Consider the following 24001-nt stretch of genomic DNA (forward strand, 5'->3'; position numbering starts at 1 on the left):
CGGGACGTCTTGCAGGACATCCCTTCACTACCGGGGGAGCTCCGTTGCTCTGCGCCCGACACGCCGACCAGCAGTCACACTTGCAACACCAGCCACACCACTAACTGCGCGGCATTGGCGCTAGCCCCGGCCACCGGCGGCGCCGTGCAGCTCGCGGTGCAGCCGCTGCATCCGGGCGTCCAGCTCGGAGGCGCTGGTCGCGGCGTCCTTGAGCTCCGACAGCAGGGTGTCCGGGACGTTGCCGTCGTACTTGTAGTGGATCTTGTGCTCGGTGCTGGCCCAGAAGTCCATCGCGATGGTGCGTAGCTGGACCTCGACCGGCACGTCCACGCGACCGCTGGAGAGGTAGACCGGCACCTCGACGATGGCGTGCAGGCTCTTGTAGCCGTTGGACTTGGGCTCGGCGATGTAGTCCGACACGCGCCGGATCGTGAGGTCGTCCTGCTGGGTGAGCAGGTCGAAGATCCGGTAGGCGTCGGTGACGAAGCTGCACGTCACCCGGATCCCGGCGACGTCGGTGATCTCCCGCCGGATGGTCTCCAGGTCGAGGGTCAGCCCGCGCTTGAGGACCTTCTCGCGCAGGCTGTCCGGCGACTTCACCCTGCTGGAGACGTGCTCGATCGGGTTGTAGTCGTGCATGTGCGCGAACTCATCGCGCAGGATCTCGATCTTGGTCTCCACCTCGCGCAGCCCGAACTCGTACTCCAGCAGGAAGCGCTGCAGCTGCTCCCCGACCTCCCGCAGCTGGGCGGGGGTGATGCCGCCGGACGTGGCCAGGGCGAGGGAGGGCGGTTCGGCAGCGTCGGCGGTGCTCATGGCCCCCACTATGCCGCGCGTTCGTGTGCACGGCCTGGTAGGGCACGGCATACCGCTCGATAGACTCACCGGGTGATCTCCCCGCGCACGCCGTCCGGTGTCCTCGAGCTGTTGCCGCCCGAGCAGGTGGCCTTCCAGAGGATGCTGGAGGCCATCCGCTCCGGCTACGAGCGCTTCGGCTTCCTGCCGATCGAGACCCCGGTCTTCGAGCGCTCCGACGTCCTGCTCACCAAGACGGGCGGGGAGACCGAGCGCCAGGTCTACTTCGTGCAGTCCACCGGCGCGCTGGAGAAGGCCCGGGGCGACGAGACCCCCGACGCGCTGCCGGAGATGGCGCTGCGCTTCGACCTCACGGTGCCGCTGGCGCGCTACGTCGCCGAGCACGAGCACCAGCTGACCTTCCCGTTCCGGCGCTACCAGATGCAGCGCGTCTACCGCGGCGAGCGGCCCCAGCGTGGCCGCTTCCGGGAGTTCTACCAGTGTGACGTCGACATCATCGGCAAGGACGCGCTGTCCGTGCGGCACGACGCCGAGGCGCCGGCGATCATCAACGCCATCTTCACCGACCTCGCGATCGGGACGTTCACGATCCAGGTCAACAACCGCAAGCTGCTGCGCGGGTTCTACGAGGACCTCGGGATCACCGACGCCGACACCCAGGCGGCCGTCCTGCGCGAGGTCGACAAGCTCGACAAGCGCGGCGCCGACTACCTGCGGACCACGCTCACCGGTGAGGGCTTCGGGCTCGCCGCGGAGGTCGTCGAGCAGATCCTGGCGTTCGTGCAGGTGCGCTCCGTGGGTCACGAGGACGCGCTGGCCCGCCTCGACGCGGTCGAGGCGGGCTCGGCCGGCAGCGCCGCCCTCGCCGAGGGTGTCGCCGAGCTGCGCGAGGTGCTGTCCCTCGTGCGGGCGCTCGGCGTCCCTGAGAGCAACTACTGCCTCAACTTCTCCATCGCCCGCGGGCTCGACTACTACACCGGCACGGTCTACGAGACGACCCTCGATGAGCACCCCGAGCTCGGCTCGATCTGCTCCGGGGGCCGGTATGACGACCTCGCCGGGCAGTACACCAAGTCGCGGCTGCCCGGGGTCGGCATCTCGATCGGGCTGTCCCGGCTGTTCTGGCAGCTGCGCGAGGCCGGTCTGATCGACGCCTCCGCCGCGGAGTCGACCGTGCAGGTGCTCGTGCCGCAGGTGGACCCCGAGCTGCTCGACGACCAGCTCGCGCTGGCCTCGCACCTGCGCCACGGCGGCATCAACACCGAGGCGGTGCTCGACGGCGGCAAGCTCGGCAAGCAGCTGAAGTATGCCGACCGGGCCGGCATCCGCTTCGTCGCCATCCTGGGGCCGCAGGAGGTCGCCGACGGCACGGTCACGCTCAAGGACCTGCGCCGTCAGGACCAGTTCACCGTCCCGCGGGACGAGGTCGTCAGCGCCCTGCGGGTGGAGCTGGCCCAGCCGCTGGTCTGAGGGCCGCCGGGCCGCCGTCTGGCACGTGTGTCCTGCACCTGTGTCCTGCACCGACAGGGTCGGGGCACCGCCGATGCCAGACATAGGTGCCGGCCAGTGGGTGACAGCCCTCTGCGGAGCCCCTCAGTCGTCGACCGAGACCGACTCCAGGCTGATCGGCTGGGCGGGGGTGCCGTCGTTGCCGCCGGTGGAGGTGCCCTCGGCGGCCAGCGCCTCGACGATCTCCAGCCCCTCGGTCACCCGACCGAAGATGCTGTATCCGCCGCCGTCCACGGGGAGCTGGGTCTCGGCATACACGATGAAGAACTGGCCACCGTTGCTCTCCGGGTCCTGGGTGCGCGCCATGGCGAGCGTGCCGGGCGGGTACATCCCCATCTCGGGGGCGTTCTCGATGCCGTAGCCGTAGCCAGGGTTGCCCTGGCCGGAGCCGGTCGGGTCGCCGCACTGCAGCACGAAGATGCCGGCCGTGGTGAGGCGGTGGCAGGGGCTGTCCTCCCAGTAGCCCTCCTCGGCGAGGAAGGCGAAGGAGGCCACGGTCTGCGGGGCGTCCGCGGCATACAGTTCCAGCTCGATGTCGCCGCACGTCGTCTCCAGCGTGGCGTCCAGCGTCGCCGGGTCACCGCCGAGCGGCTCGGGGAGGTCCTCGGGAGAGTAGGTCGCGACGTCCTCCGGCGGGGCGGGCGCCTCGTCGCAGTCCAGCGCTGCCGGGGAGGAGCCGGCGGACTCCTCGCCCCCGGAGCCAGAGTAGGTCGCCTGACCGCCGCAGGCGGTCAGTGTGAGCAGGGCAGCGGCGAGGGGGAGGGCAGGTCGGAGGCGCACGCCGGACAGTCTGTCATCCGTGGCCGGGCCAACCATCTGCGACGCTCGGTGGGGCGTGGGGCGACCATCTGCGACGCTCGGTGGGGCGTGGGGCGACCATTTCCGACGCTCGGTGGGGATGTGTTAGCGTGTTAGCGCGTTATGACAGAGCAGGGCCCCGCGAACACGGCGACGACCAGACCGAAGAGCAGGGCAAGGCCAGAGAGCAGGGCAAGGCCAGACCCAAGAGCAGGGCCACGAGCAGGGCCAAGACCAGACCGAGAGGGAGCGCGGATGAAGCAGCGTGACGGAGGTGGCACCGGCGCCCAGCAGCGCGCCCGCGCCGACCTCGTCGCGGTGCTGGCTGCGCTCCCGGACCCCGACGCCGTGGACGCCTTCCTCGACGACCTGTGCACGCCGGCCGAGATCGAGGCGATGGCCGACCGCTGGTCCGTGGTGCCCCTGCTCGCCGACGGTATGTCGTACCGCCAGATCCACGACGTCACCGGCGTGAGCGTGACGACGGTCGGGCGGATCGCCCGGTGCGTCGAGGGCGGCGCCGGCGGCTACCGCGCCGCGCTGGCCCATCGCCGCGAGCATCCGGCGGCGACGACCTCCGCCTGAGGCGCCCGACGGCGTGCGCCGCCCCCGACGCCCCACGATCTGCCTGCCCGCCGCACCCGGTGCGGCGCCCACGTCCACGGAAGGCCCCCATGACCCCGCCTGCCCAGCCGCGCGAACGCCTGCGTGTGGCGATCCAGAAGTCCGGCCGCCTCGGCGACCCGGCCCGTGAGCTGCTCGCGTCCTGCGGGCTGACCTGGCGCGAGAGCCGCGACAAGCTCTTCTGCTACGGCGAGAGCCTGCCGGTCGACCTGCTGCTCGTCCGCGACGACGACATCCCCGGTCTCATCGCCGACGGCGTCTGCGACCTCGGGATCGTCGGGCGCAACGTGCTCGTGGAGCACGGCCTGGCCCACCAGGCCCAGGGCCGCGGTATGGAGCTCACCGAGTGGCGCCAGCTGGGCTGGGGCACCTGCCGGCTCGACATCGCGATCGATGAGGAGCAGGAGTGGACCGGCCCCGAGCAGCTGGCCGGGATGCGCATCGCCACGTCCTACCCCCAGACCCTCTCGCGCTGGCTCGACGAGCACGGCGTGCGCGCCGAGCCGGTCGTCCTGTCGGGGTCGGTCGAGATCGCCCCACGCCTGGGGCAGGCGGAGGTCGTCTGCGACCTGGTCTCCACCGGCGGCACCCTGCGGGCCAACCAGCTCAAGCCGGTGACGACGATCCTGCACAGCGAGGCCGTCATCGCCGGCCCCCGTCAGCAGCTCGATGACGGGCGCCAGGAGATCGCCGACCTGCTCATCCGGCGCATCGACGGCGCGGTGCAGCTCAAGGAGTCGCGTCTGCTCATGCTGCGGGTCGCCCGCGACACGCTGCCGGCGGTCCTGCCGCTGCTGCCCGGCGGCCACGAGCCCACCCTCATGTCGGTCGAGGACCGCGACGAGGTCGCGCTCCAGATGCTCGTCCACGGCTCGGTGTCCTGGGCCCGGCTCGAGGACCTCAAGCGCGCCGGCGCGCACAACCTCATGGTCCTGCCCGTCGAGGGGATGCTGGCATGAAGGTCCTCACCTGGAGCGAGCTCGACGACGCCCAGCGGGTCGAGGCCCTGCGCCGCGGCACCGCGGCCGCCGGGCCGGAGGTCACGGCCGGGGTCGCCCGGATCCTGGAGGAGGTCCGCGAGCGCGGCGATGCCGCCCTCGTCGACCTCACGAGGCGCCTCGACGGCGCCGAGCTCACCGACCTGCGGGTGCCGGTCGCCGACCGCGACGCCGCGGTCGCGGGCCTGGACCCCGAGCTGCGGGCCGCGATCGTGGAGGCCGCCGGACGCATCCGGACCTTCCACGAGGCCGGGATGCAGCAGGGGTATGCCGTGGAGACCGCCCCGGGGGTGGTGTGCCAGCGGGTGGTGCGCCCGATCCGGCGGGTGGGGCTCTACGTCCCCGCGGGCTCCGCGCCGCTGCCGAGCACGGCCCTCATGCTCGGGGTCCCCGCGCAGCTCGCCGGGTGCCCCGAGGTCGTGCTCTGCACGCCCCCGCGCCCGGACGGCACCGCCGACCCGGCGGTGCTCGCGGCGGCCGCGGAGTGCGGGATCGACCAGGTCGTCGTCGTGGGCGGCGCCCAGGCGGTCGCGGCGATGGCCTACGGCACCGCGTCGGTCCCGCGGTGCGACAAGATCTTCGGCCCCGGCAACGCCTGGGTCACCGAGGCCAAGCGGCAGGTGAGCACCGCCGAGGGCGGGCCCGGCATCGACATGCCGGCCGGCCCCTCGGAGGTGCTCGTCATCGCCGATGCCGGCGCCGACCCCGAGTTCGTCGCCGCGGACCTGCTCAGCCAGGCCGAGCACGGCCCCGACAGCCAGGTCGTGCTCCTCACCGACAGCCCGGAGCTGGCGTCGGCCGTGGCCGACCAGGTCGCCGAGCAGGTGGAGTCGCTGCCCCGTGCCGACATCGCGCGCAAGGCCCTGGCCTCCTCCCGGCTCGTCGTCACCGCCGACCTGGACGAGGCGGTCGAGGTCTCCAACGACTACGCCCCCGAGCACCTCATCCTGGCCCTGCGCGACGCCGCCGACTGGGTGGGCCGGATCGACCGGGCCGGCTCGGTCTTCCTCGGCGACCACACCCCGGAGACGCTGGGCGACTACTGCTCCGGCACCAACCACGTCCTGCCGACCGCCGGGGCGGCGCGCTTCACCGGTGGGGTCAACGTCGCGGCCTTCCAGATCGCCATGACCGTCCAGCAGGCCACGCCGCAGGGCCTGGCCACGGTCGGTCCCTGCGCGGTCACCCTCTCGGAGGCCGAGGCGCTGCACGCCCACCAGCGAGCGGTCACCCGTCGCCTGGCCCGTCTGGGCACGGAGGCGGCGACATGAGCCTGGAGCGCCCGGAGCTCGCCTTCCCCGTCGAGCTGATCCGGCCCGACCTGCGTGACTTCACCGGCTACTCCTCGGCCCGCACCAGCGCCCCGACCGGCACGCCGGCCCGCGTGTGGCTCAACGCCAACGAGTCGGGCGTCCCCAACCCCGCCGACGCGGACGGCGCGTCGCGTCGCTACCCCGAGCCCCAGCCGCCCGCCCTCGTCGAGGCCTTCGCCGACCTGTGGGCGACCACCCCCGACCGGGTCGTGGTCGGACGCGGGAGCGATGAGGCCATCGAGCTGCTCGTGCGCAGCCTGTGCCGGCCCGGCGGCGACGCCGTCGTAGTCACCTCACCGACCTTCGGGATGTATGCCGTGTCCGCCCGCCTGCACGGGGTCCCGGTCATCGACGTTCCCCAGGTCGACGACGAGCCGCGCTGGGGGGTCGACACCGAGGCGGTCGCCCGCGCGGCCCGCGAGGGTGGCGCCCGCATCGTCTTCCTCGCCTCGCCCGGCAACCCCACCGGCTCCGTCGTGCCGCTGCGCGAGATCGCCCGCCTCACCGAGGCGCTCGCCGACCAGGCTGTCGTCGTCGTCGACGAGGCCTACGGCGAGTTCGCGGCCCAGCGCTCGGCGGTGACCCTCCTCGAGGAGCACCCGACGCTGGTCGTGCTGCGCACGCTGTCCAAGGCGCACGCCCTCGCCGGGGCCAGGGTGGGGATCGCCCTGGCCCACCCGGACCTCACCGCCGTCCTGCGCCGCGTCCAGGCGCCTTACCCGCTGCCGGAGCCGGTGACCGAGCTGGCGCTGCGGGCGCTGGCCCCGGCCGCCCTGGAGGCCACCGGCGAGCACGTCGGCGCCGTGCTGCGGCTGCGTGACCAGGTCGGCCGCTGGCTGCGCGACCTGCCCGGGGTGCGCACCGTCTACGCCAGCGAGGCCAACTTCTTCCTCATCCGGTGCGACGACCCGGAGGCGCTGCTGCATACCCTGGGCGCCGCCGGCATCGTGGTCCGCGACATGCGTCACCTGCCCGGACTCGACGACGCCCTGCGCATCACCATCGGCACCGGCCCGGAGATGGCCGAGCTGCGCTCGGCGCTCGACCGCGACGGCGACGCGGCTGCCACGACCTCCGCCGCGAGCACCCCAGCCCCACCCCGACCGACCCCGACCGAGGAGAGCCCCGCATGAGCCCCCGCCCGATCTGTTTCGTCGACCGCGACGGCACGATCATCACCGAGCCGCACGACCACCAGGTGGACGCGCTCGACAAGGTGGCCTTCGTCGACGGCGTCATCCCCGCGCTGCTGCGCATCCAGGGCGCCGGCTACGACCTCGTCCTGGTGAGCAACCAGGACGGCCTGGGCACCGACGCCTTCCCGCAGGCCGACTTCGACGCCGCGCACGGTCTGGTCATGCAGGTGCTGACCAGCCAGGGCGTGCGCTTCAAGGACGTCTTCATCGACCCCCACCACGCGGGCCCGGACGCGCCCTGGACCCGCAAGCCGGGCATCGGGATGGTCGCCCACCTGCTCAAGGACCGCGGCGTCGACTGGGACCGCAGCGTCATGGTGGGGGACCGGCCGACGGACCGGGAGTTCGGCGAGCGCCTGGGCGTGCGCACCTACCTCCTGCCGGGCGATGACTGGGACCAGATAGCGCACGAGCTCGCCGACGCCCCGCGCACCGCCCGGGTCGAGCGCGCCACCTCCGAGACGAGCATCGTCGTCGAGGTCGACCTCGACGCGACCGGCGGCAGCGAGATCTCCACCGGCATCGGCTTCTACGACCACATGCTCGACCAGCTCGCCAAGCACGGCGGCTTCCGCATGCGCGTCGACTGCCAGGGCGACCTGCACATCGACGACCACCACACCGTCGAGGACGTCGCCCTCGCGGTCGGCGAGGCGATCCGCACCGCCCTCGGCGACAAGCGCGGCATCGGCCGCTACGGCTTCACCCTGCCCATGGACGAGGCGCAGGCCACCGCGGCGCTCGACCTGTCCGGGCGGCCCTACTTCGCCTACGACGGCACCTTCGAGCGGGAGAGCGTCGGCGACTTCTCCACCGAGATGGTCGAGCACTTCTGGCGCTCCTTCGCCGACGCCATGCGGTGCACCCTGCACCTGTCGGTGACCGGCAGCAACACCCACCACATGATCGAGGTCGGCTTCAAGGCGGTCGCGCGGGCGCTGCGGATGGGGATCTCCCGGCAGGGGGACTCCGCCGAGCTGCCCTCGACGAAGGGCGTCCTGTGAGGGTCGCGCTCGTCGACGGGGGCGGCACCAACATCGGTTCGGTGAGCTATGCCCTGGAGCGCCTCGGCGCGACCAGCCGGCTCACCGCCGACCCCGCCGACATCCTCGCCGCCGACCGCGTCATCCTGCCCGGGGTCGGCGCGGCCGGGGCGGGCATGCGCCGGCTGCGCGAGCTCGGGCTCGTCGACGTGCTCGCCCAGGTGCAGGCGCCGCTGCTCGGGGTATGCCTCGGGATGCAGCTGCTCTTCGAGCGCTCCGCGGAGGACGGCGGGGTGGCGACCCTGGGCCTCGTCCCGGGCGAGGTGGTCGGCATACCGGCCTCGGCGGGGGTGCGGGTGCCGCACATGGGGTGGAACTCCCTCACCGGCCTCGTCGACGACCCGTTGCTCACCGGGATCAAGGAGGGCGAGCGGGCCTACTTCGTGCACTCCTACGCCGCGCCCACCGGGCCGCACACCCTCGCCTCGACCGACCACGGCGGCAGCTGGAGCGCCGTGGTGCGCTCCGGTCTGCGGTGGGGTGCGCAGTTCCACCCGGAGAGGTCCTCGTCGCTCGGCGCGCGGCTTCTGCGAAACTTTCTCGTGGAGGTCGATCGATGACGCCTGACCTTCGCACCGACACCGGAGAGATCCCCGTGACCCAGAGCGGCCCGTTCACCGTCTATCCCGCCATCGACGTGCGTGGCGGCGCCGTCGTGCGCCTGCACAAGGGCGACTACGACCAGGAGACCCGCTACACCGACAACCCGGTGGCGGTCGCCGAGAACTACGCCCGCTCCGGCGCCGCCTGGCTGCACCTCGTCGACCTCGACGCGGCCCGCGCCGGCGGCTACACCCTCATCGACACGCTCACCACGGTCGTCGAGACCACCGGTCTGCGGGTGCAGACCGGGGGCGGCGTGCGCAGCAGCGACGACGTGCAGCAGCTGCTCGACGCCGGCGCGGAGCGGGTCGTCGTCGGGTCGCTCGCGGTCCGCGAGCCGCAGACGGTCCGCGGCTGGCTGGACCGCTTCGGGCCCGACCGCATCACCGTGGCGCTCGACACCCGCATCGGCGAGGACGGGCGGTGGGTGCTGCCCACCTCGGGCTGGACCTCGGTGGGGGAGCAGGACCTCACGACCACGCTCCACGACTACCACGGCTCCGGTCTGCGGCACGTGCTGTGCACCGACATCGGCCGGGACGGCACGCTGTCCGGCCCCAACTTCCACCTCTACACCATGCTCACCCGCTCCAACCCGGCCCTGCAGATCCAGGCCTCGGGCGGGGCCCGGTCGGTCGACGACGTCCGCGCCGCCAAGCGGCAGGGGTGCGCGGGGATCATCCTCGGCAAGGCGCTCCTCGAGGGCCGCCTCACCGTCGCCGACGCGATGCTGGAGGAGCAGGTATGACGCTCGCCCGCCGGATCATCCCGTGCCTGGACGTGCGCGAGGGTCGGGTCGTCAAGGGCACCCGCTTCCGCGACCACCGGGACATGGGCGACATCGTCGAGCTCGCGCAGCGGTATGCCGCCTCCGGCGCCGACGAGCTCGTGTTCTACGACATCACCGCGAGCCCCGAGGGGCGCGGCGTCGACGTCGGCTGGGTGGAGCGGGTGGCCCGGGCCATCGACATCCCCTTCTGCGTCGCCGGTGGCATCCGCTCGGTGGAGACCGCCCGGGCCGTCCTGCACGCCGGGGCGGACAAGGTGTCGGTCAACACTCCCGCCACGCAGCGCCCGGAGCTCGTCGGCGAGCTCGCGGAGGCCTTCGGAGTGCAGTGCGTCGTCGTCGGGGTCGACAGCCTGCGCGACGAGGACGGCCACTGGCGGATCCGTCAGTTCACCGGTAACCCGGACGCCACCCGCGCCCTGGAGGTGACCACGCTGGACTGGGTGCGCCGCGTCGTCGACCTCGGCGCGGGCGAGGTCGTGCTCAACTGCATGGGCTCCGACGGCGTGCGGGAGGGCTACGACCTGGAACAGCTGGCCGCCGTCCGCGAGGTGTGCCCGGTGCCGCTGGTGGCCAGCGGCGGCGCCGGCGCCACCCAGCACTTCATCGACGTCTTCGCCGAGGCGGACGTCGACGGGGCCCTGGCCGCCACGGTCTTCCACGACGGCTCCATCCCCATCCCCTCCCTCAAGCAGAGCCTGGCCGCCGCCGGGATCGAGGTGCGCGCATGACCACCACCCCGCCCCCGTCCCCCGACCGAGCGTCGCAGATGGTTGCTCCTGACCCCGACCGGGCGTCGCAGATGGTTGCTCCTGACCCCGACCGGGCGTCGCAGATGGTTGCTCCTGATCCCCACCGAGCGCCGCAGATGGTCGACTTCGCCGTCGAGGACGTCGACTTCAGCAAGCTCGGCGAGCCTGGTCTCGTCCCCGGCGTCGTGCAGCACGCCCGCACCCGACAGGTCCTCATGGTCGGGTTCCTCGACGAGCAGGCCCTGCGCACGACGCTCGAGACCGGCCTGGCCACCTTCTGGAGCCGCAGCCGGGGTGCGCAGTGGACCAAGGGGGAGACGAGCGGCAACGTGCTCGCCGTCGAGCGGGTCGAGCTGGACTGCGACCGCGACACCTTGCTGCTGCACGCCATACCGACCGGCCCGACGTGCCACACCGGTGAGCCGACCTGCTTCGATCCCGGTGCGCAGCCGGGGTCCTTCGTGCACGAGCTCGACGAGGTCGTGGAGACCCGGGCGCAGGAGCGGCCGGAGGGGTCCTACACCACCAGCCTCTTCGAGGGCGGCGTGCGGCGCATCGCCCAGAAGGTCGGTGAGGAGGGCGTCGAGACGGCACTGGCTGCTGTCGCCCAGGACGACGAGGCGCTGCTGGGGGAGTCGGCCGACCTCGTCTACCACCTCCTCGTGCTCCTCCGCTCCCGCGACCTCGGCCTCGGCGACGTCGAGCGGGTGCTGCGCGAGCGTCACGGCTGAGCTTATCGTCAACCAGGGTTGACACTCGACCGCTGTCAACCTACGTTGACGGTATGACGTTTCCGCTCCTCGATCTCGGGCAGGCGGCCCGCGCTGCCTCCGAGACCGGTGAGCCGGCCGCAGCGCTGCGCGCCGCGGCCCGGCTGCGTCAGCTGACCGAGGCGGTCGAGCTCCGGCAGGTGGAGGCGGCCCTCGAGGCCGGCCTGTCGTGGGCCCAGATCGCCGACTGCCTGGGCGTCACGCGCCAGGCGGCGCACAAACGCTTCCGGTCGCGGGTGCGCCCGGACCTGGTGAAGGGGAGTCGATCTCGATGACCGCATGGCGCTCCACCCTCTGGCTCGCACAGACGTCCTGGCAGGAGTGCGCGCACCTCGGCCACCGGGAGATCGACGTCGAGCACGTCTTCCTCGCGACGCTGCAGGACGAGGGGGTGTCGAGGGTCCTGCTGCCCCACGGCGTCGACGCCGAGGGGACGCGGGCGGCGGTGGGCGAGGTGCTCCGGGCCCAGGTGGACGCTCTCGGCGTCGAGACGGCCGCGCTGACCTCGCCCCCGCGTCGCGCCCCGCAGGACCTGCACCACGGTGCCGTGGGCACCCTGCCGGTCACGCCGCGCGCCCGTGAGCTGATGCGGGTCACCACCTCGGTCGCCGGCCTCGCGGCCCGGCTCGTCGGGGAGCCCAGCGGCACCGTCCGGGGGCTCCTGCTGCACCAGGGCGCCGACCCCGACCAGGTCGCCGCCGACCTCGAAAACCATGGCGACGCGCCCGACCCGGGTCTCGACGTCAGCACCCTGCCGGGGATCGGTGAGCTGGACGGCATACCGGTCCTGGCCCGGCGGGCCAGCAGGCTGCTCCCCGGCGACCTGCGGTCGCTGTGGCCACGCGTCGGCACGGCCGCGGGGACGAAGCCCTGGCTGAGCCTGTCGCCGAGCGCCACCGCCCGCTCGGAGACGACGATCACCGACAGCCTCTCCCGCTCGCGGGTCATGCCGTGGCGGGGCCCGGGCACCCTGACCCGCGAGCGCGTCTTCGTCCACGAGCCGTCGGACGGGGCCGCTGGCATCGCGCTGTGGCAGTCCTCGTGGGACCTGCGCGTCTGGGGACGCCGACGGTCGGGTCCGGGGACGTTCCACCACGTCCGGCTGGTCCCCGAGGTCCGGGGCACCCGCGTGGAGCTCGTCTCCGGGGTGGTGCGTCAGCCTGACCAGCGGCGCAGCCTGCTCGCCGCCCCGCTGCGACCGGCGGTCGCTGCCGGCCTGGCGATCGCCAACCGCAACGCGCTCTACCAGCTCGGCCTGCTGTGCGACGCGTCGCCCGCGACAGGGGAGTGAGCCTCAGCGGCTGCGCAGGCCGACCTTGGACAGCTCGAGGTCGGCAAGCGCCCGGACCGCCTCGGGGTCTCCGGAACGCCACGCCCCCACGGGATCAGGGTGGAGGCTCTGCAGTCGACCCGGGTCCTGGTGCACCAGTGCTCGCAGCGCCAGCAGCTGCTGCGAGTGCGGATCGGCGACCTCGCGGCCCAGGGCACGAGCCCGCCGCACCCAGGCCACCCGCAGCGCGGCCCAGACGAGGAGCACGAGCAGGATGGGGGTGCCGGCCGACAGCAGGCTCACCAGCCAGGCGACTGTCCGGACCCCGCTCTCCAGGCGGTCACCGGCGCTGACCAGGTCCGTCCCCACGCCGGCGGCGCCGGTGAAGGGCGCGTCCAGCTGGTCACCGACCAGCGGGATCTCGATCACCCGGCCCGCGACCTCGGTCATCCGGGACTCGAGGCCGGTGCCGGCCGAACGCAAGGGGTCGGCCGGGGCGGCGAGCGTCATGACCAGACCGAAGACCCACCGCCCGACGAGCACCCAGGCGACCACCCAGCCCAGGACGAGCAGGTCGGCGGTGACCTGGCGGGAGCGACGGGCGGGAGCATCGGCATACCAGCGCATGGAGCGCAGTCTCCCTCACCCCGCCCGGGCGCGCCCGCTCCGTCACCGGTATGCCGTGACCTGGGATGATCGGTCGCGTGACCACGCCCGCGCCGAAGCCCGCGCCCCGCTCGCCGCTGGCGCGCGCGGCCGGCGACTGGCTGGACCACCTGCGGGTCGAGCGCGGACGGTCCGAGCACACGCTGCGGGCCTACCGCCGTGACCTCGACCGCTACCTGCGCTTCCTCGCCGGGCAGGGTGTCGGCGCGCCGGAGGAGGTGCGCGAGCAGCACGTCACCGACTTCCTGGCCCACCTGAGGGCCGGCGACGAGGAACATCAGCCGCTGGCGGCGACGTCGGCAGCGCGAGCGGTCGTCGCGGTGCGCGGGCTGCACACCTTCCTCGCCGTCGAGGGCGAGGTGAGCGACGACCCGGCCCGCGAGGTGACGCCACCGACCCCGCCGCGCCGCCTGCCCAAAGCGCTCACCGTGACCGACGTGGAGCGGCTGCTCCAGGCGGCCGCGGTCGGCGACACCCCGGCGGCGCTGCGGGACCGCGCGCTCCTCGAGGTGCTCTACGGCTGCGGGGCCCGGGTGAGCGAGGCCATCGCGCTGGACGTCGACGACCTCGAGCTCGGTCGGGCCGGCGATGGCACGGGGGGAGTGGTCCGGCTCTTCGGCAAGGGGCGCAAGGAGCGGATCGTGCCGATGGGCCGGTATGCCCGGGACGCCCTCGACACCTGGCTGGTCCGGGGCAGGCCTGAGCTGGCGAGCCGTGGCGCGGGCACGCCGGCGGTCTTCGTCAACGCCCGCGGTGGACGCCTGTCGCGCCAGTCGGCGTGGACGGCGATCAAGGCGGCGGCGCAGCGGGCCGACCTGCGCGGCGAGATCTCACCGCATACCCTCCGTCACTCCTTCGCGACCCACCTGCTCGACGGGGGCGCCGATGTGCGGGTCGTCCAGGAGCTGCTCGGCCACGCCTCGGTGGCGACCACCCAGATCTACACCCATGTGTCGACCCAGCACCTGCGCGAGGTCTACGCCCAGGCCCACCCGCGCGCCCGCTCCGCCCGCGCCTGAGACCCTCGCACGGGCCAGGTCTCAACCTCAGGTCGAGGTGCAGGCCGATGGTCCTGACCTCCACCGGTGGATTAAGGTCGGACCGATCGGCGGGACGCCGACCACGACCTCCGAACGGACCTGGAGACACCACGTGACCCACGACCGGCTGCCCGGCACCGAGACCTCGGGCGTGGGGCAGGAAGGCCCCACCGGCCGCCCGCTGCCCGACTTCGCCGTACCCGCCCCGCTCGCGAGCCACGGACCGGCCCGCATCATCGCGATGTGCAACCAGAAGGGCGGCGTCGGCAAGACGACGTCGACGATTAACCTCGGCGCGGCCCTCGCGGAGTACGGCCGCAAGGTCCTCATGGTCGACTTCGACCCCCAGGGGGCGCTGTCCGTGGGCTTCGGGGTCCGCACCCACGACCTGGACGTCACCGTCTACAACCTGCTCGTCGAGCGCGACCACGACGTGCGCGACGTCATCCAGCCCACCCGCGTGCCGGGCATCGACATCCTGCCGGCCAACATCGACCTGTCCGCCGCCGAGGTGCAGCTCGTCGGTGAGGTCGCCCGCGAGCAGGTGCTGGCCCGGGTGCTGCGCCCGGTGCTCGACGACTACGACGTCGTCTTCATCGACTGCCAGCCCTCCCTCGGGCTGCTCACCGTCAACGCCCTCACCGCGGCGCACGGGGTGGTCATCCCGCTGGAGACGGAGTTCTTCGCCATGCGCGGCGTGGCCCTGCTCATCGAGACCATCGAGAAGATCACCGACCGCCTCAACCCCCGCCTGGAGATCGACGGCATCCTCGCGACGATGTACGACGGGCGCACCCTGCACTCGCGCGAGGTCGTCCGCAGTGTCGTCGACCACTTCGGCGACACCGTCTTCCACACGGTCATCAGCCGCACCGTGAAGTTCCCCGACGCGACGCTGGCGGCCGAGCCGATCACGAGCTACGCCAGCACCCACTCGGGCGCGGAGGCCTACCGTCAGCTGGCCCGCGAGCTCGTCTCGCGCGGCGGCGCACCCTGAGCGAGGTGGGTATGCCCTCCGCCCCGGCCCCGGAGGCGGACGCCCCGCGGGCCGAGGTCACGGGGGGCGACGCGCCGGTCCCCGGCACCCCGGGCGGGGTGCTCGTGGCCGGGCGGGCGGGCTTCGAGGTCCACCTCGACGTCTTCTCCGGACCCTTCGAGCTGCTGCTCGGCCTCATCGCCAAGCACAAGCTCGACGTCACCGAGATCGCGCTGGCCACGGTCACCGACGAGTTCGTGGCCTACCTGCGCACCGCGCAGGAGGACGGCGGGGAGTGGGACCTGTCGCAGGCGAGCGAGTTCGTGCTCATCGCCGCGACCCTGCTCGACCTCAAGGCGGCCCGGCTGCTGCCCAGTGCGCGGGAGGACGACGAGGAGGACCTCGCGCTCATCGAGGCCCGCGACCTCCTCTTCGCCCGGCTCCTGCAGTACCGCGCGTTCAAGCAGGTCGCCGACGAGCTGCGCCTGCAGATGGAGGGCAAGGGGCGGATCTTCGCCCGCGACGTCGGCGTCGAGGAGCGCTTCGCCTCCCTCCTGCCCGAGCTGATCCTCACCATCACCCCCGAGCAGCTGGCGATGATCGCCGGGCACGCGATGATCCCCAAGCCGCCCCCGGCCGTCGGGGTGGACCACCTCCACGCGGCCCAGGTGTCGGTGCGGGAGCAGGCCTCGATCGTGGTGTCCCGGCTGCGGGAGCGGGGTCACGCGAGCTTCCGCGAGCTCGTGGCCGACGCCGACACCACGCTGGTCATCGTCGCGCGCTTCCTGGCGCTGCTGGAGCTCTTCCGCGACACGGTGATCGCACTGGACCAGGACGAGGCGCTCGGGGAGCTCACCGTGCGCTGGACGGGGCCGGACACAGGTGACGTGGCCCAGGTGGGCGCCGAGTTCGACGAGGAGGTGGCCGATGAGCCAGCAGGATGACGTGGACCCGACCGGGTCGCCAGAGCCCGAGGTGGCCGCCAGCGAGGAGCAGGTGGCCTTCGACATCAACGACTTCCCCGGCGGCGCGCGCTCGGCGATCGAGGCTGTCCTCATGGTCGTCGACGAGCCGGTGACCGAGGAGGCACTGGCCAGCGCTCTGGAGCTGCCGATCGAGGACGTCGGGGTGGCTCTCGACGAGCTTGCCCAGGAGTATGCCCACGAGCAGCGCGGTTTCATGCTGCGCCGGCTGGGCGGCGGGTGGCGGATCTACAGCCGCCCGGAATACGCACCGGTGGTCGAGCGGTTCCTCCTGGGTGGCCAGCAGGCCAGGCTCACCCAGGCCGCCCTGGAGACGCTGGCGGTCATCGCCTACCGTCAACCCATCAGCAGGGCCCGGATCGGCGCCATCCGCGGGGTCAACGTGGACGGTGTCGTGCGGACCCTCCTGGCCCGCGGCATGGTGACCGAGACCGGTCAGGACCCGACCGGCGGCGCGGTGCTCTACGGCACCACTGACCTGTTCCTGCAGCGCATGGGCCTGGACAGCCTGGACGACCTGCCCGCGCTGGCCCCTTATCTTCCCTCGGCCGAAGTGCTCGAGGAGCTCGCATCGGAAGGACTCGCATGAGCAACGGCAAGCAGCAGGGACGAGGTCGTGGATCAGGCGGTGGCGCCGGCCAGGGGAAGCTACGTGGTGGCGCTCGAGGCTCGGGGCCGCGCGTGCCCTCCCAGGGCGGTGGCGCCGGCCCACGACGCGCGGGTGGCAGCAAGCCCCCGCGGCGACGCCGACCCAGCACCCCGGCGGACCCCGCCTCGCGCGACGTCCACAGCCCGGAGGGCGTGCGCCTGCAGAAGCTGCTCGCCGGGGCCGGCTTCGGCAGCCGCCGCGCCTGCGAGAAGCTCATCGAGGACGGCCGCGTCCAGGTCGACGGCCAGGTCGTCGTCGAGCTGGGCGTCCGCGTGGACCCCTCCAGCCAGACCGTGCACGTCGACGGCGACCGCGTCGTCGTCGACGCCGACAAGGTCTACCTCGCCTTCAACAAGCCCGCCGGTGTCGTCTCCACGATGGAGGACGAGGAGGGCCGCCCGTGCCTGACCGACTACGTCGGCCACCTCTCGCAGCGGCTCTTCCACGTCGGTCGCCTCGACGTGGACACCGAGGGCCTCCTGCTGCTCACCAACGACGGCGACCTCGCGCACAAGCTCCAGCACCCGGCCTACGGCGTGCCCAAGACGTATGTCGCCCAGGTCCACGGCGTGATGGGCCCGGGGATCGGCAAGCAGCTGCGCGACGGTATCCAGCTGGAGGACGGCCTGGCCAAGGCCGACAGCTTCCGGCTGGTCGACAACATCCCCGGTCACTCGATCATCGAGGTCGTGCTCCACGAGGGCCGCAAGCACATCGTGCGCCGGATGATGGAGGAGGTCGGCTACCCCGTCGAGGCCCTCTCCCGCGTCCAGATCGGCCCGATCAAGCTCGCGGAGCTGCGCCCGGGCAAGTACCGCGCCCTCTCGGCCGAGGAGGTCGCCCAGCTCTACCGCTCCGCGGGGGAGTGAGCTCGGCCCAGCCCCGCATCGCCATCAGCGTCCCGTGGGAGTGGGCAGATATGCCGACTCCTACGGGACGCTCGCGTGCTGACCGCCCCGGGCTCAGCGGTGAAGCGGCGGGGGAGCGGGCCCGACCACGTTAGGCTGGGTCGGTGCAGTCCAGCCCCCTCACCGTCGCCATCGACGGGCCCTCCGGGTCCGGCAAGTCCTCCGTGTCCAAGGCCGTGGCCCGAGAGCTCGGCGTGGGCTACCTCGACACCGGCGCGATGTACCGCGCGCTGGCCTGGCACTGCCTGGAGGCGGGGCTCGACCTCACCGACCAGGACGCGGTCGCCGAGGCGGCGCGCGACCTGCCGCTGGAGATGCCGACCGACCCCGACGACCAGAGCCTGGCCGTCGGCGGCACCGACATCACCTCGGCCATCCGTGAGCCGCGGGTGACCGAGCAGGTCTCCGCCGTCGCCACCAACCTCGACGTGCGGGCCGAGCTGCGCCGGCGGCAGCGGGAGATCATCGGCGCCCAGCGCGAGGCGAGCGGCGGCATCGTCGCCGAGGGCCGCGACATCACCACCGTCGTGGCCCCCGACGCCGAGCACCGCATCCTCATCACGGCCTCCGAGGAGGCCCGGCTGGCCCGCCGCAGCACCGAGCTGCACGGCGGGGCCGACGCCCAGCAGGTCGCGGCGACCCGCGACCAGGTCGTGCGCCGCGACCAGCAGGACTCCACCGTCAGCGCCTTCATGGAAGCCGCCGACGGGGTCGTGACGTTGGACACCTCGGACCTCACGTTCGAGGAGGTCGTCGCGGCCGTGCTCGCCCTGGTGCAGGGCGAGGTCACGCCACGCCACGAGGCGGACGCACCGCATACCCCTGACATCGACGCCCCCTGAGGAGAACCGGACATGAGCGAGAAGATCGAGGCCTACGCCCACCCCGAGCGCCTGGTCACCACGGACTGGCTGGCCGAGCACCTGGACGACGACTCCGTGGTCGTCCTGGAGTCCGACGAGGACGTCCTGCTCTACGACACCGGGCACATCCCCGGCGCCCAGAAGCTGGACTGGCACCTCGACCTCAACGACCCGCTGACCCGCGACTACGTCGACGGCGCCCGCTTCGCCGAGGTCATGGGCGCACGCGGCATCGGCCGCGACACGACCGTCGTCATCTACGGCGACAAGTCCAACTGGTGGGCCGCCTACGCCCTGTGGGTGATGACCCTCTTCGGCCACGAGGACGTCCGGCTGCTCGACGGCGGCCGCGCCGCGTGGGTCGCGCAGGGTCGGGAGATGACGACCGACGTGCCGCAGGTGGCACCGGTGGACTACCCGGTCGTCGAGCGCGACGACAGCGGGGTCCGCGCGTTCAAGACCGACGTCCTGGAGCACCTGGGCCGGCCGATGGTCGACGTGCGCTCCCCCGGGGAGTACTCCGGTGAGCTGCTGCACATGCCCGACTACCCGCAGGAGGGCGCGATGCGCGGCGGGCACATCCCCGGCGCGAGGTCGGTGCCGTGGGCCCGCGCGGCCAACGAGGACGGCACCTTCAAGTCCCGCGAGGAGCTCGAGGCGATCTACCTGCAGGAGCAGGGCCTGACCAGCGGGGACGACGTCGTCGCCTACTGCCGCATCGGGGAGCGCTCCAGCCACACGTGGTTCGTCCTCACCCACCTGCTGGGCTTCGACAACGTCCGCAACTACGACGGCAGCTGGACCGAGTGGGGCAACTCGGTCGGCGTGCCGGTGGAGCGCTGAGGTATGCCGGTCCAGGACGACCGCAACGGCGTCACCGAGCTCCCCCCGGCGATGGCCGAGCTGGCCGAGGACTTCCACGCCGTCAGCCAGCCCGAACGCCTCCAGCTGCTGCTCGAGCTGTCCCGTGAGCTGCCCGGGCTCCCCGAGCGCTACGACGGGCAGCTGGACAAGATGGAGCGGGTCGATGAGTGCCAGTCGCCGCTGTTCCTGGCCGTCGAGGTCGGTGACGACCCCGACCGGACCGTGAGCCTGTTCTTCGACGCACCCGCCGAGGCACCGACCACCCGTGGCTTCGCCGGCATCCTGCACGAGGGCCTGGATGGTCTGCCCGCCCAGCAGGTGCTGGCCGTGCCCGACGACGCCCCCTACCGCTTCGGGCTCGCCGAGGCCGTGTCGCCGCTGCGGATGCGGGGCATGGTCGGCATGCTCGGCCGGATCAAACGACAGGTGCGGCTGCGCGACGACGCCCGCACCGCTGAGCAGGAGAGCGCATGAGCAGACCCGAGACCGGCACCGACGGCATACCCCAGGAGCCGGGGGAGGACGTCGAGGTCGAGTGGACCGGCGGCGACCCCGACGCGCTGCCCGACCTGGAGCCCACGGAGCAGGACGAGGCGCTGGAGCAGGCCCTGCGGGCCGGGCTCGTCGACTTCGAGCTCTCCGAGGAGGACCAGGCGCTCGTCGAGCGCGGTGAACTGCCCGAGGGGCTCGAGGACGACCTCGCCGGCCGCCCGGTCGTCGCGGTCGTCGGGCGACCCAACGTCGGCAAGTCCAGCCTGGTCAACCGCATCCTGGGCCGCCGTGAGGCGGTCGTCGAGGACGTGCCGGGCGTCACCCGCGACCGGGTCGCCTACGACGCCGAGTGGTCGGGCCGACGCTTCACCCTCGTCGACACCGGTGGCTGGGAGGTCGACGCCACGGGGATCCACCTGCGGGTCGCCGAGCAGGCCGAGGTCGCCGTCGAGCTTGCCGACGCGGTGATGTTCGTCGTCGACTCCACCGTCGGCGCCACCGACACCGACGAGCAGGTCGTGCGCCTGCTGCGGCGCAGCGGCAAGCCGGTGGTCCTCGTCGCCAACAAGGTCGACGACCAGCGCTTCGAGGCCGACGCCGCGATGCTGTGGAGCCTCGGCCTCGGGCAGCCCTGGCCCGTCTCGGCGCTCCACGGTCGCGGGTCGGGCGACGCGCTCGACGCCCTGCTCGACGTGCTGCCGGAGACCTCGGCGGTGGCGGGGGCATACCCTCGCGGCGGTCCGCGCCGGGTCGCCCTGCTGGGGCGGCCCAACGTCGGCAAGTCCTCGCTGCTCAACAAGCTCGCCGGCACCGACCGTGTCGTCGTGGACGACGTGGCCGGCACCACCCGCGACCCGGTGGACGAGCTCATCGAGCTCGGCGACGACGGCCGGGTATGGCGGTTCGTCGACACCGCGGGCATCCGCCGCCGGGTGCACCAGACCAAGGGCGCCGACTTCTACGCCTCGCTGCGCACCCAGGCGGCGCTGGAGAAGGCCGAGGTGGCCGTCGTGCTCGTGGACGTCTCCGAGCCGATCGCCGAGCAGGACATCCGGGTGATCCAGCAGGTCGTCGATGCTGGGCGTGCCCTCGTCGTGGCCTACAACAAGTGGGACACCCTGGACGAGGAGCGGCGCTACTACCTCGAGCGGGAGATCGAGCGCGAGCTCGTGCAGATCACCTGGGCGCCGCGGGTCAACATCTCGGCGGCGACCGGGCGCAACGTCGCCAAGCTCGTGCCCGCCCTCGACACCGCACTGGCGTCCTGGGACCGGCGCATCCCCACGGCCAAGCTCAACCGCCTTCTTCGGGGAGGTCGTGGCGGCCCACCCGCACCCGGTGCGCAGCGGCAAGCAGCCGCGGGTCCTCTTCGCGACCCAGGCCGACACGCGTCCGCCGAAGTTCGTCATCTTCGCCTCAGGCTTCATCGAGGCCGGCTACCGGCGCTTCCTGGAGCGCCGTCTGCGCGAGCAGTTCGGCTTCGCCGGCACCCCGATCGAGATCTCGGTGCGGGTGCGCGAGAAGCGCCGTCGCTGAGGGCCTCCGGAGTGCCCCGGCCGGTTCGGATCTGACCCGAGGCGTGGGGTAATATTCCGCAGGTTGCCGCCTCGGCGGTGACGCCACGGGCTGTGGCGCAGTTTGGTAGCGCACTTGACTGGGGGTCAAGGGGTCGCAGGTTCAAATCCTGTCAGCCCGACGTATGAGCCCTGGTGGGAGTCCTTCCCCACCAGGGCTTCGTCGTGTCCGGGGTCGATTTCCGGTGCCCGTGCGAGCCGGACCTGCGAGGTCCTGGCGGGTGCTGCAGCCGCCGTGGAGCGGTCGGAGCGGGTTGGTGCAGGACGTCACAGGTGGGGTCCGTCGTGGCGTGGTGCTCCCTTCCTGGTGCGGAGACCGACCTGCTGATCGAGGCATCGATGCACGAGGTCGCCTGGAACAGCCGCGGCCATGCCGCGCGGTTGTTCCGACAGGCCGTGGGCGTGACGCCGGCCCGTTACCGCGAGCTGGCCCGCGACAGGCTGCGGCTCGAAAGGCCCGCGATACAGACCGCCCGGTGGTTCGTTACGCTGGTGTTGACATACCTGGCACTCAGGGGAGTCCGCGCCTGCGCGCGCGCACCCGACGGGAGGTCGCTATGCCGCACCCATACGAGCCGATCGCCGTCGGGCCGATCTGGGACATGCTCGGCCCCCGAATGCCTCCTGGGGTGCTCGGCCTGAGCGATCCGGACGTTCATCTGATCGAGGACCGTTGGGTGATGTTCATCGGCGGGTTCTCCACCAGCTTCCGCAACCGCCTCTACCGTGCCCGGCTGCCCGCCGGGGCCGAGCCGGACCAGGGCGGTTGGGTGCTCGACCGAGAGCCGATCGTCACCGACCCGCCCAAGCGTGCGTGGGATACCGGCGGGATGCACACCCCGAGCTACGTCCCTGCTCACCACGGCTACCCGGCGCGCCTCTACTACGCAGGCCGAGCCTCCACGCGCCACTACGGCAAGGGCAGCGCCTACGCGATCGGAGTCCTCACCCTCGACGACCACGGCGGGTGGCAGCGGCACGAGGTTCCGGTGTTGCGGGGCTGGCCGGGTCGGGCGAGCGTGCTGGAACCGCTGGTGATCGCCGTCGAGGGCGGTTACCGGATGTGGTTCCTCGCCACCCCGCACGAGGTCGGCCCCGGTGAGCAGCCCGACTTCGAGCTGCACGTCACCGACAGCGCCGACGGCATCGATTGGCAGCCGCCGCGCCGGTTCGCCACCACCGCCGAGGGATTCTTCGACAATGCGGTCTACCCGACGGTGCAGGGCTGGGAGATGCTGCTGGCTCGCGGCACCAATCTGCACGGCACGACGCCCTACCCCGGTCAGGGGCCGTGGGTTATCCAGGCCGCGTCGCCGTCGCCGGATCGGGCGGACTGGTCACCACCGGAGCGGGTGCTCGACACCGACGCTCCCGGGACTCCGCCGTGGATGAGGCGTGGGGTCTGCGGCCCCTCGAACGTGCCGCTTCGCGATGGCCGACGATTGATACTCCTCACAGGCACCCACCAAGCCGCCTCCTGGGGCCAGGCCGCACGGTTCCGACTCGCCCAGGCGCGGCGCTTGCCGGTGCCCTCGCCCTACTTCCTCGCCACGGGAGCCATCGACCTCAACGCCTGACCATCCACGGCTGTCTCTCAACCGAGAGGCATGGAGGCATTTAGAGTTGCTGGCCGAGGTCATCAGCCAGTTCAACCACGCGACTCCTCCACCAGCGAGCACCGCGGCACCGAGCGCGGTCCAGGCGCCGATGCGGGCTTTGGTGGCGGCGGCGTGGTGGCCGTTCACGGTCGATAGTGCCTACGCGATGGCGCGACGATCTGCATGACGGAGAGCACCGTGGTGGTGCTCACCAGCGACCACGGCGACATGCTGGGTGAGAAGGGGCTCTGGTACAAGATGTCGCCCTACGAGCGGTCGAGCCGGGTGCCGCTCATCTTGCGCGGCCCGCGCGAGCTGGTCCCGGCCGGGCGCTTCGCCAACCCGGTGAGCCTGCTCGACCTGCTCCCGACCCTGGTCGAGCTCGCGGGGGCGGAGCCGCCGTCCACCGACGGGGCCGGGGTCTCGCTGCTCGAGAGCGCGCGGCGCGAGGTCTCCGGCGTGTCGCCGCAGGAGCGCGAGGTCGTCGTGGAGTACCTCGCCGAGGGGACCCACCACCCCCAGGTGACCCTCGTCCGCGGCCCGCTCAAGCTGGTGCGCTGCCCAGGTGACCCCGACCAGCTCTTCGACCTCGGGGCCGACCCGGACGAGCTGCGCAACGTCGCGCAGGAGCCGCGGTATGCCGACGTCGTGGCGGCCATGCGGGCCGAGATCGAGGCACGCTACGACCTGGAGGCACTGGAGGTCGAGGTGCTCGCGAGCCAGCGCCGGCGCTCGGTCGTCGCGCACGCCCTCCTTCAGGGGCGCACCCGCCCCTGGGACCTGACCGTCCAGGAGCAGGAGCGCTATGTGCGCGGCGACTTCTGGGCGGCGTTCCGCTACGCCAAGCTGGCCGACGGCCAGGGGTGAGTCGGCCCGGTAGGACAAACCGTCCGACGCATCGTTGCGCAT

The 24001-nt window shown here is 72.5% G+C and carries 25 protein-coding genes, 1 tRNA gene and 3 pseudogenes; 25 read left to right on the forward strand and 4 right to left on the reverse strand.

Translation table 11 applies throughout. The annotated features are described in order from the left end of the window. Positions 1 to 120: 120 nt before the first annotated feature. A complete protein-coding gene (locus FA582_RS07385; RefSeq protein WP_010146001.1) occupies positions 121 to 816 on the reverse strand; it encodes a GTP pyrophosphokinase in 696 nt (231 codons plus the stop codon). 72 nt (positions 817 to 888) lie between these two features. Between FA582_RS07385 and hisS the strand changes: the two genes are divergently transcribed. Then, complete coding sequence (gene hisS, locus FA582_RS07390; protein WP_010146002.1) at positions 889 to 2286, forward strand: histidine--tRNA ligase; 1398 nt, start codon at positions 889 to 891, stop codon at positions 2284 to 2286. 123 nt (positions 2287 to 2409) lie between these two features. Here the strand turns inward: hisS and FA582_RS07395 are convergent, their stop codons facing one another. Continuing rightward, positions 2410 to 3105 (reverse strand): peptidylprolyl isomerase, encoded by a 696-nt coding sequence (locus FA582_RS07395; protein WP_010146003.1) that lies wholly within the window; start codon positions 3103 to 3105, stop codon positions 2410 to 2412. 273 nt (positions 3106 to 3378) lie between these two features. Between FA582_RS07395 and FA582_RS07400 the strand changes: the two genes are divergently transcribed. The 11 genes from FA582_RS07400 to FA582_RS07450 all read left to right on the forward strand — a co-directional run bounded on the left by FA582_RS07400 (position 3379) and on the right by FA582_RS07450 (position 12500). Further along, a complete protein-coding gene (locus tag FA582_RS07400; RefSeq protein ID WP_010146020.1) occupies positions 3379 to 3708 on the forward strand; it encodes a YerC/YecD family TrpR-related protein in 330 nt (109 codons plus the stop codon). An 89-nt stretch (positions 3709 to 3797) separates the two neighbouring features. Then, the gene (gene hisG, locus FA582_RS07405; RefSeq protein WP_010146021.1) at positions 3798 to 4706 is read left to right on the forward strand and encodes an ATP phosphoribosyltransferase; all 909 of its coding nucleotides are present in this window, start codon (positions 3798 to 3800) and stop codon (positions 4704 to 4706) included. Then, positions 4703 to 6016: a histidinol dehydrogenase gene (gene hisD, locus FA582_RS07410; RefSeq protein WP_010146023.1), complete on the forward strand. Its 1314-nt coding sequence runs from the start codon at positions 4703 to 4705 to the stop codon at positions 6014 to 6016. Before hisG ends, hisD begins: the two co-directional genes overlap by 4 nt. Continuing rightward, positions 6013 to 7191: a histidinol-phosphate transaminase gene (hisC, locus tag FA582_RS07415; protein ID WP_010146024.1), complete on the forward strand. Its 1179-nt coding sequence runs from the start codon at positions 6013 to 6015 to the stop codon at positions 7189 to 7191. Before hisD ends, hisC begins: the two co-directional genes overlap by 4 nt. Then, the gene (gene hisB, locus FA582_RS07420) at positions 7188 to 8258 is read left to right on the forward strand and encodes a bifunctional histidinol-phosphatase/imidazoleglycerol-phosphate dehydratase HisB (protein WP_010146026.1); all 1071 of its coding nucleotides are present in this window, start codon (positions 7188 to 7190) and stop codon (positions 8256 to 8258) included. The genes hisC and hisB overlap by 4 nt, the downstream gene beginning before the upstream one ends. Further along, the gene (gene hisH / locus FA582_RS07425; protein WP_010146027.1) at positions 8255 to 8857 is read left to right on the forward strand and encodes an imidazole glycerol phosphate synthase subunit HisH; all 603 of its coding nucleotides are present in this window, start codon (positions 8255 to 8257) and stop codon (positions 8855 to 8857) included. Before hisB ends, hisH begins: the two co-directional genes overlap by 4 nt. Further along, complete coding sequence (gene hisA / locus FA582_RS07430; protein WP_010146028.1) at positions 8854 to 9648, forward strand: 1-(5-phosphoribosyl)-5-[(5-phosphoribosylamino)methylideneamino]imidazole-4-carboxamide isomerase; 795 nt, start codon at positions 8854 to 8856, stop codon at positions 9646 to 9648. The genes hisH and hisA overlap by 4 nt, the downstream gene beginning before the upstream one ends. Then, entirely contained in the window at positions 9645 to 10418 is a 774-nt protein-coding gene (gene hisF, locus FA582_RS07435) for an imidazole glycerol phosphate synthase subunit HisF (RefSeq protein WP_010146029.1), read from the forward strand. Before hisA ends, hisF begins: the two co-directional genes overlap by 4 nt. Positions 10419 to 10555: 137 nt before the next feature. After that, positions 10556 to 11170 (forward strand): bifunctional phosphoribosyl-AMP cyclohydrolase/phosphoribosyl-ATP diphosphatase HisIE, encoded by a 615-nt coding sequence (gene hisIE / locus FA582_RS07440; protein WP_010146030.1) that lies wholly within the window; start codon positions 10556 to 10558, stop codon positions 11168 to 11170. A 53-nt stretch (positions 11171 to 11223) separates the two neighbouring features. Beyond that, entirely contained in the window at positions 11224 to 11484 is a 261-nt protein-coding gene (locus tag FA582_RS07445; protein WP_010146032.1) for a hypothetical protein, read from the forward strand. Continuing rightward, the gene (locus FA582_RS07450) at positions 11481 to 12500 is read left to right on the forward strand and encodes a Clp protease N-terminal domain-containing protein (RefSeq protein ID WP_010146033.1); all 1020 of its coding nucleotides are present in this window, start codon (positions 11481 to 11483) and stop codon (positions 12498 to 12500) included. The genes FA582_RS07445 and FA582_RS07450 overlap by 4 nt, the downstream gene beginning before the upstream one ends. Positions 12501 to 12503: 3 nt before the next feature. On the opposite strand, the gene FA582_RS07455 is transcribed toward FA582_RS07450, so the two are convergent. Beyond that, the gene (locus FA582_RS07455; RefSeq protein ID WP_010146034.1) at positions 12504 to 13106 is read right to left on the reverse strand and encodes a hypothetical protein; all 603 of its coding nucleotides are present in this window, start codon (positions 13104 to 13106) and stop codon (positions 12504 to 12506) included. Positions 13107 to 13183: 77 nt separating this feature from the next. Between FA582_RS07455 and xerD the strand changes: the two genes are divergently transcribed. The 12 genes and pseudogenes from xerD (at position 13184) to FA582_RS07515 (ending at position 23071) form a co-directional block, all read left to right on the forward strand. Then, entirely contained in the window at positions 13184 to 14164 is a 981-nt protein-coding gene (gene xerD, locus FA582_RS07460; protein ID WP_010146035.1) for a site-specific tyrosine recombinase XerD, read from the forward strand. A gap of 133 nt (positions 14165 to 14297) precedes the next feature. Next, on the forward strand, positions 14298 to 15182 hold the full coding sequence (locus FA582_RS07465; RefSeq protein WP_010146036.1) for a ParA family protein: 885 nt from the start codon (positions 14298 to 14300) through the stop codon (positions 15180 to 15182). A gap of 11 nt (positions 15183 to 15193) precedes the next feature. After that, entirely contained in the window at positions 15194 to 16105 is a 912-nt protein-coding gene (locus tag FA582_RS07470; RefSeq protein WP_010146037.1) for a segregation and condensation protein A, read from the forward strand. Then, a complete protein-coding gene (gene scpB / locus FA582_RS07475; protein WP_010146038.1) occupies positions 16089 to 16733 on the forward strand; it encodes an SMC-Scp complex subunit ScpB in 645 nt (214 codons plus the stop codon). Before FA582_RS07470 ends, scpB begins: the two co-directional genes overlap by 17 nt. Next, positions 16730 to 17662, forward strand: coding sequence for a pseudouridine synthase (locus FA582_RS07480; RefSeq protein ID WP_081480432.1), 933 nt, complete (start codon positions 16730 to 16732; stop codon positions 17660 to 17662). Before scpB ends, FA582_RS07480 begins: the two co-directional genes overlap by 4 nt. 143 nt (positions 17663 to 17805) lie before the next feature. Next, positions 17806 to 18543, forward strand: coding sequence for a (d)CMP kinase (cmk, locus tag FA582_RS07485; RefSeq protein WP_010146040.1), 738 nt, complete (start codon positions 17806 to 17808; stop codon positions 18541 to 18543). A 12-nt stretch (positions 18544 to 18555) separates the two neighbouring features. Continuing rightward, a complete protein-coding gene (locus FA582_RS07490) occupies positions 18556 to 19407 on the forward strand; it encodes a sulfurtransferase (RefSeq protein WP_010146041.1) in 852 nt (283 codons plus the stop codon). 3 nt (positions 19408 to 19410) lie between these two features. Further along, a complete protein-coding gene (locus tag FA582_RS07495; RefSeq protein ID WP_010146042.1) occupies positions 19411 to 19902 on the forward strand; it encodes a SufE family protein in 492 nt (163 codons plus the stop codon). After that, positions 19899 to 21456, forward strand: a pseudogene (gene der / locus FA582_RS07500) (ribosome biogenesis GTPase Der). Before FA582_RS07495 ends, der begins: the two are co-directional and overlap by 4 nt. Positions 21457 to 21542: 86 nt before the next feature. Next, positions 21543 to 21616 (forward strand) — tRNA-Pro (locus FA582_RS07505). A 190-nt stretch (positions 21617 to 21806) separates the two neighbouring features. After that, a pseudogene (locus FA582_RS17120) lies at positions 21807 to 21929 on the forward strand (helix-turn-helix transcriptional regulator); the annotation flags it as partial. Positions 21930 to 22051: 122 nt separating this feature from the next. Next, positions 22052 to 23071: a hypothetical protein gene (locus FA582_RS07515; RefSeq protein WP_010146044.1), complete on the forward strand. Its 1020-nt coding sequence runs from the start codon at positions 22052 to 22054 to the stop codon at positions 23069 to 23071. Positions 23072 to 23185: 114 nt separating this feature from the next. On the opposite strand, the pseudogene FA582_RS17695 reads toward FA582_RS07515, so the two are convergent. Continuing rightward, positions 23186 to 23239: pseudogene (locus FA582_RS17695) on the reverse strand (DUF6112 family protein); the annotation flags it as partial. A gap of 36 nt (positions 23240 to 23275) precedes the next feature. Here FA582_RS17695 and FA582_RS07520 point away from each other — a divergent pair. Continuing rightward, the gene (locus FA582_RS07520; protein ID WP_010146046.1) at positions 23276 to 23959 is read left to right on the forward strand and encodes a sulfatase/phosphatase domain-containing protein; all 684 of its coding nucleotides are present in this window, start codon (positions 23276 to 23278) and stop codon (positions 23957 to 23959) included. Positions 23960 to 24001: the final 42 nt, after the last annotated feature.

Origin of the sequence: Serinicoccus profundi (assembly GCF_008001015.1) — a bacterium.
Classification (GTDB): Bacteria; Actinomycetota; Actinomycetes; order Actinomycetales; family Dermatophilaceae; genus Ornithinicoccus; species Ornithinicoccus profundi.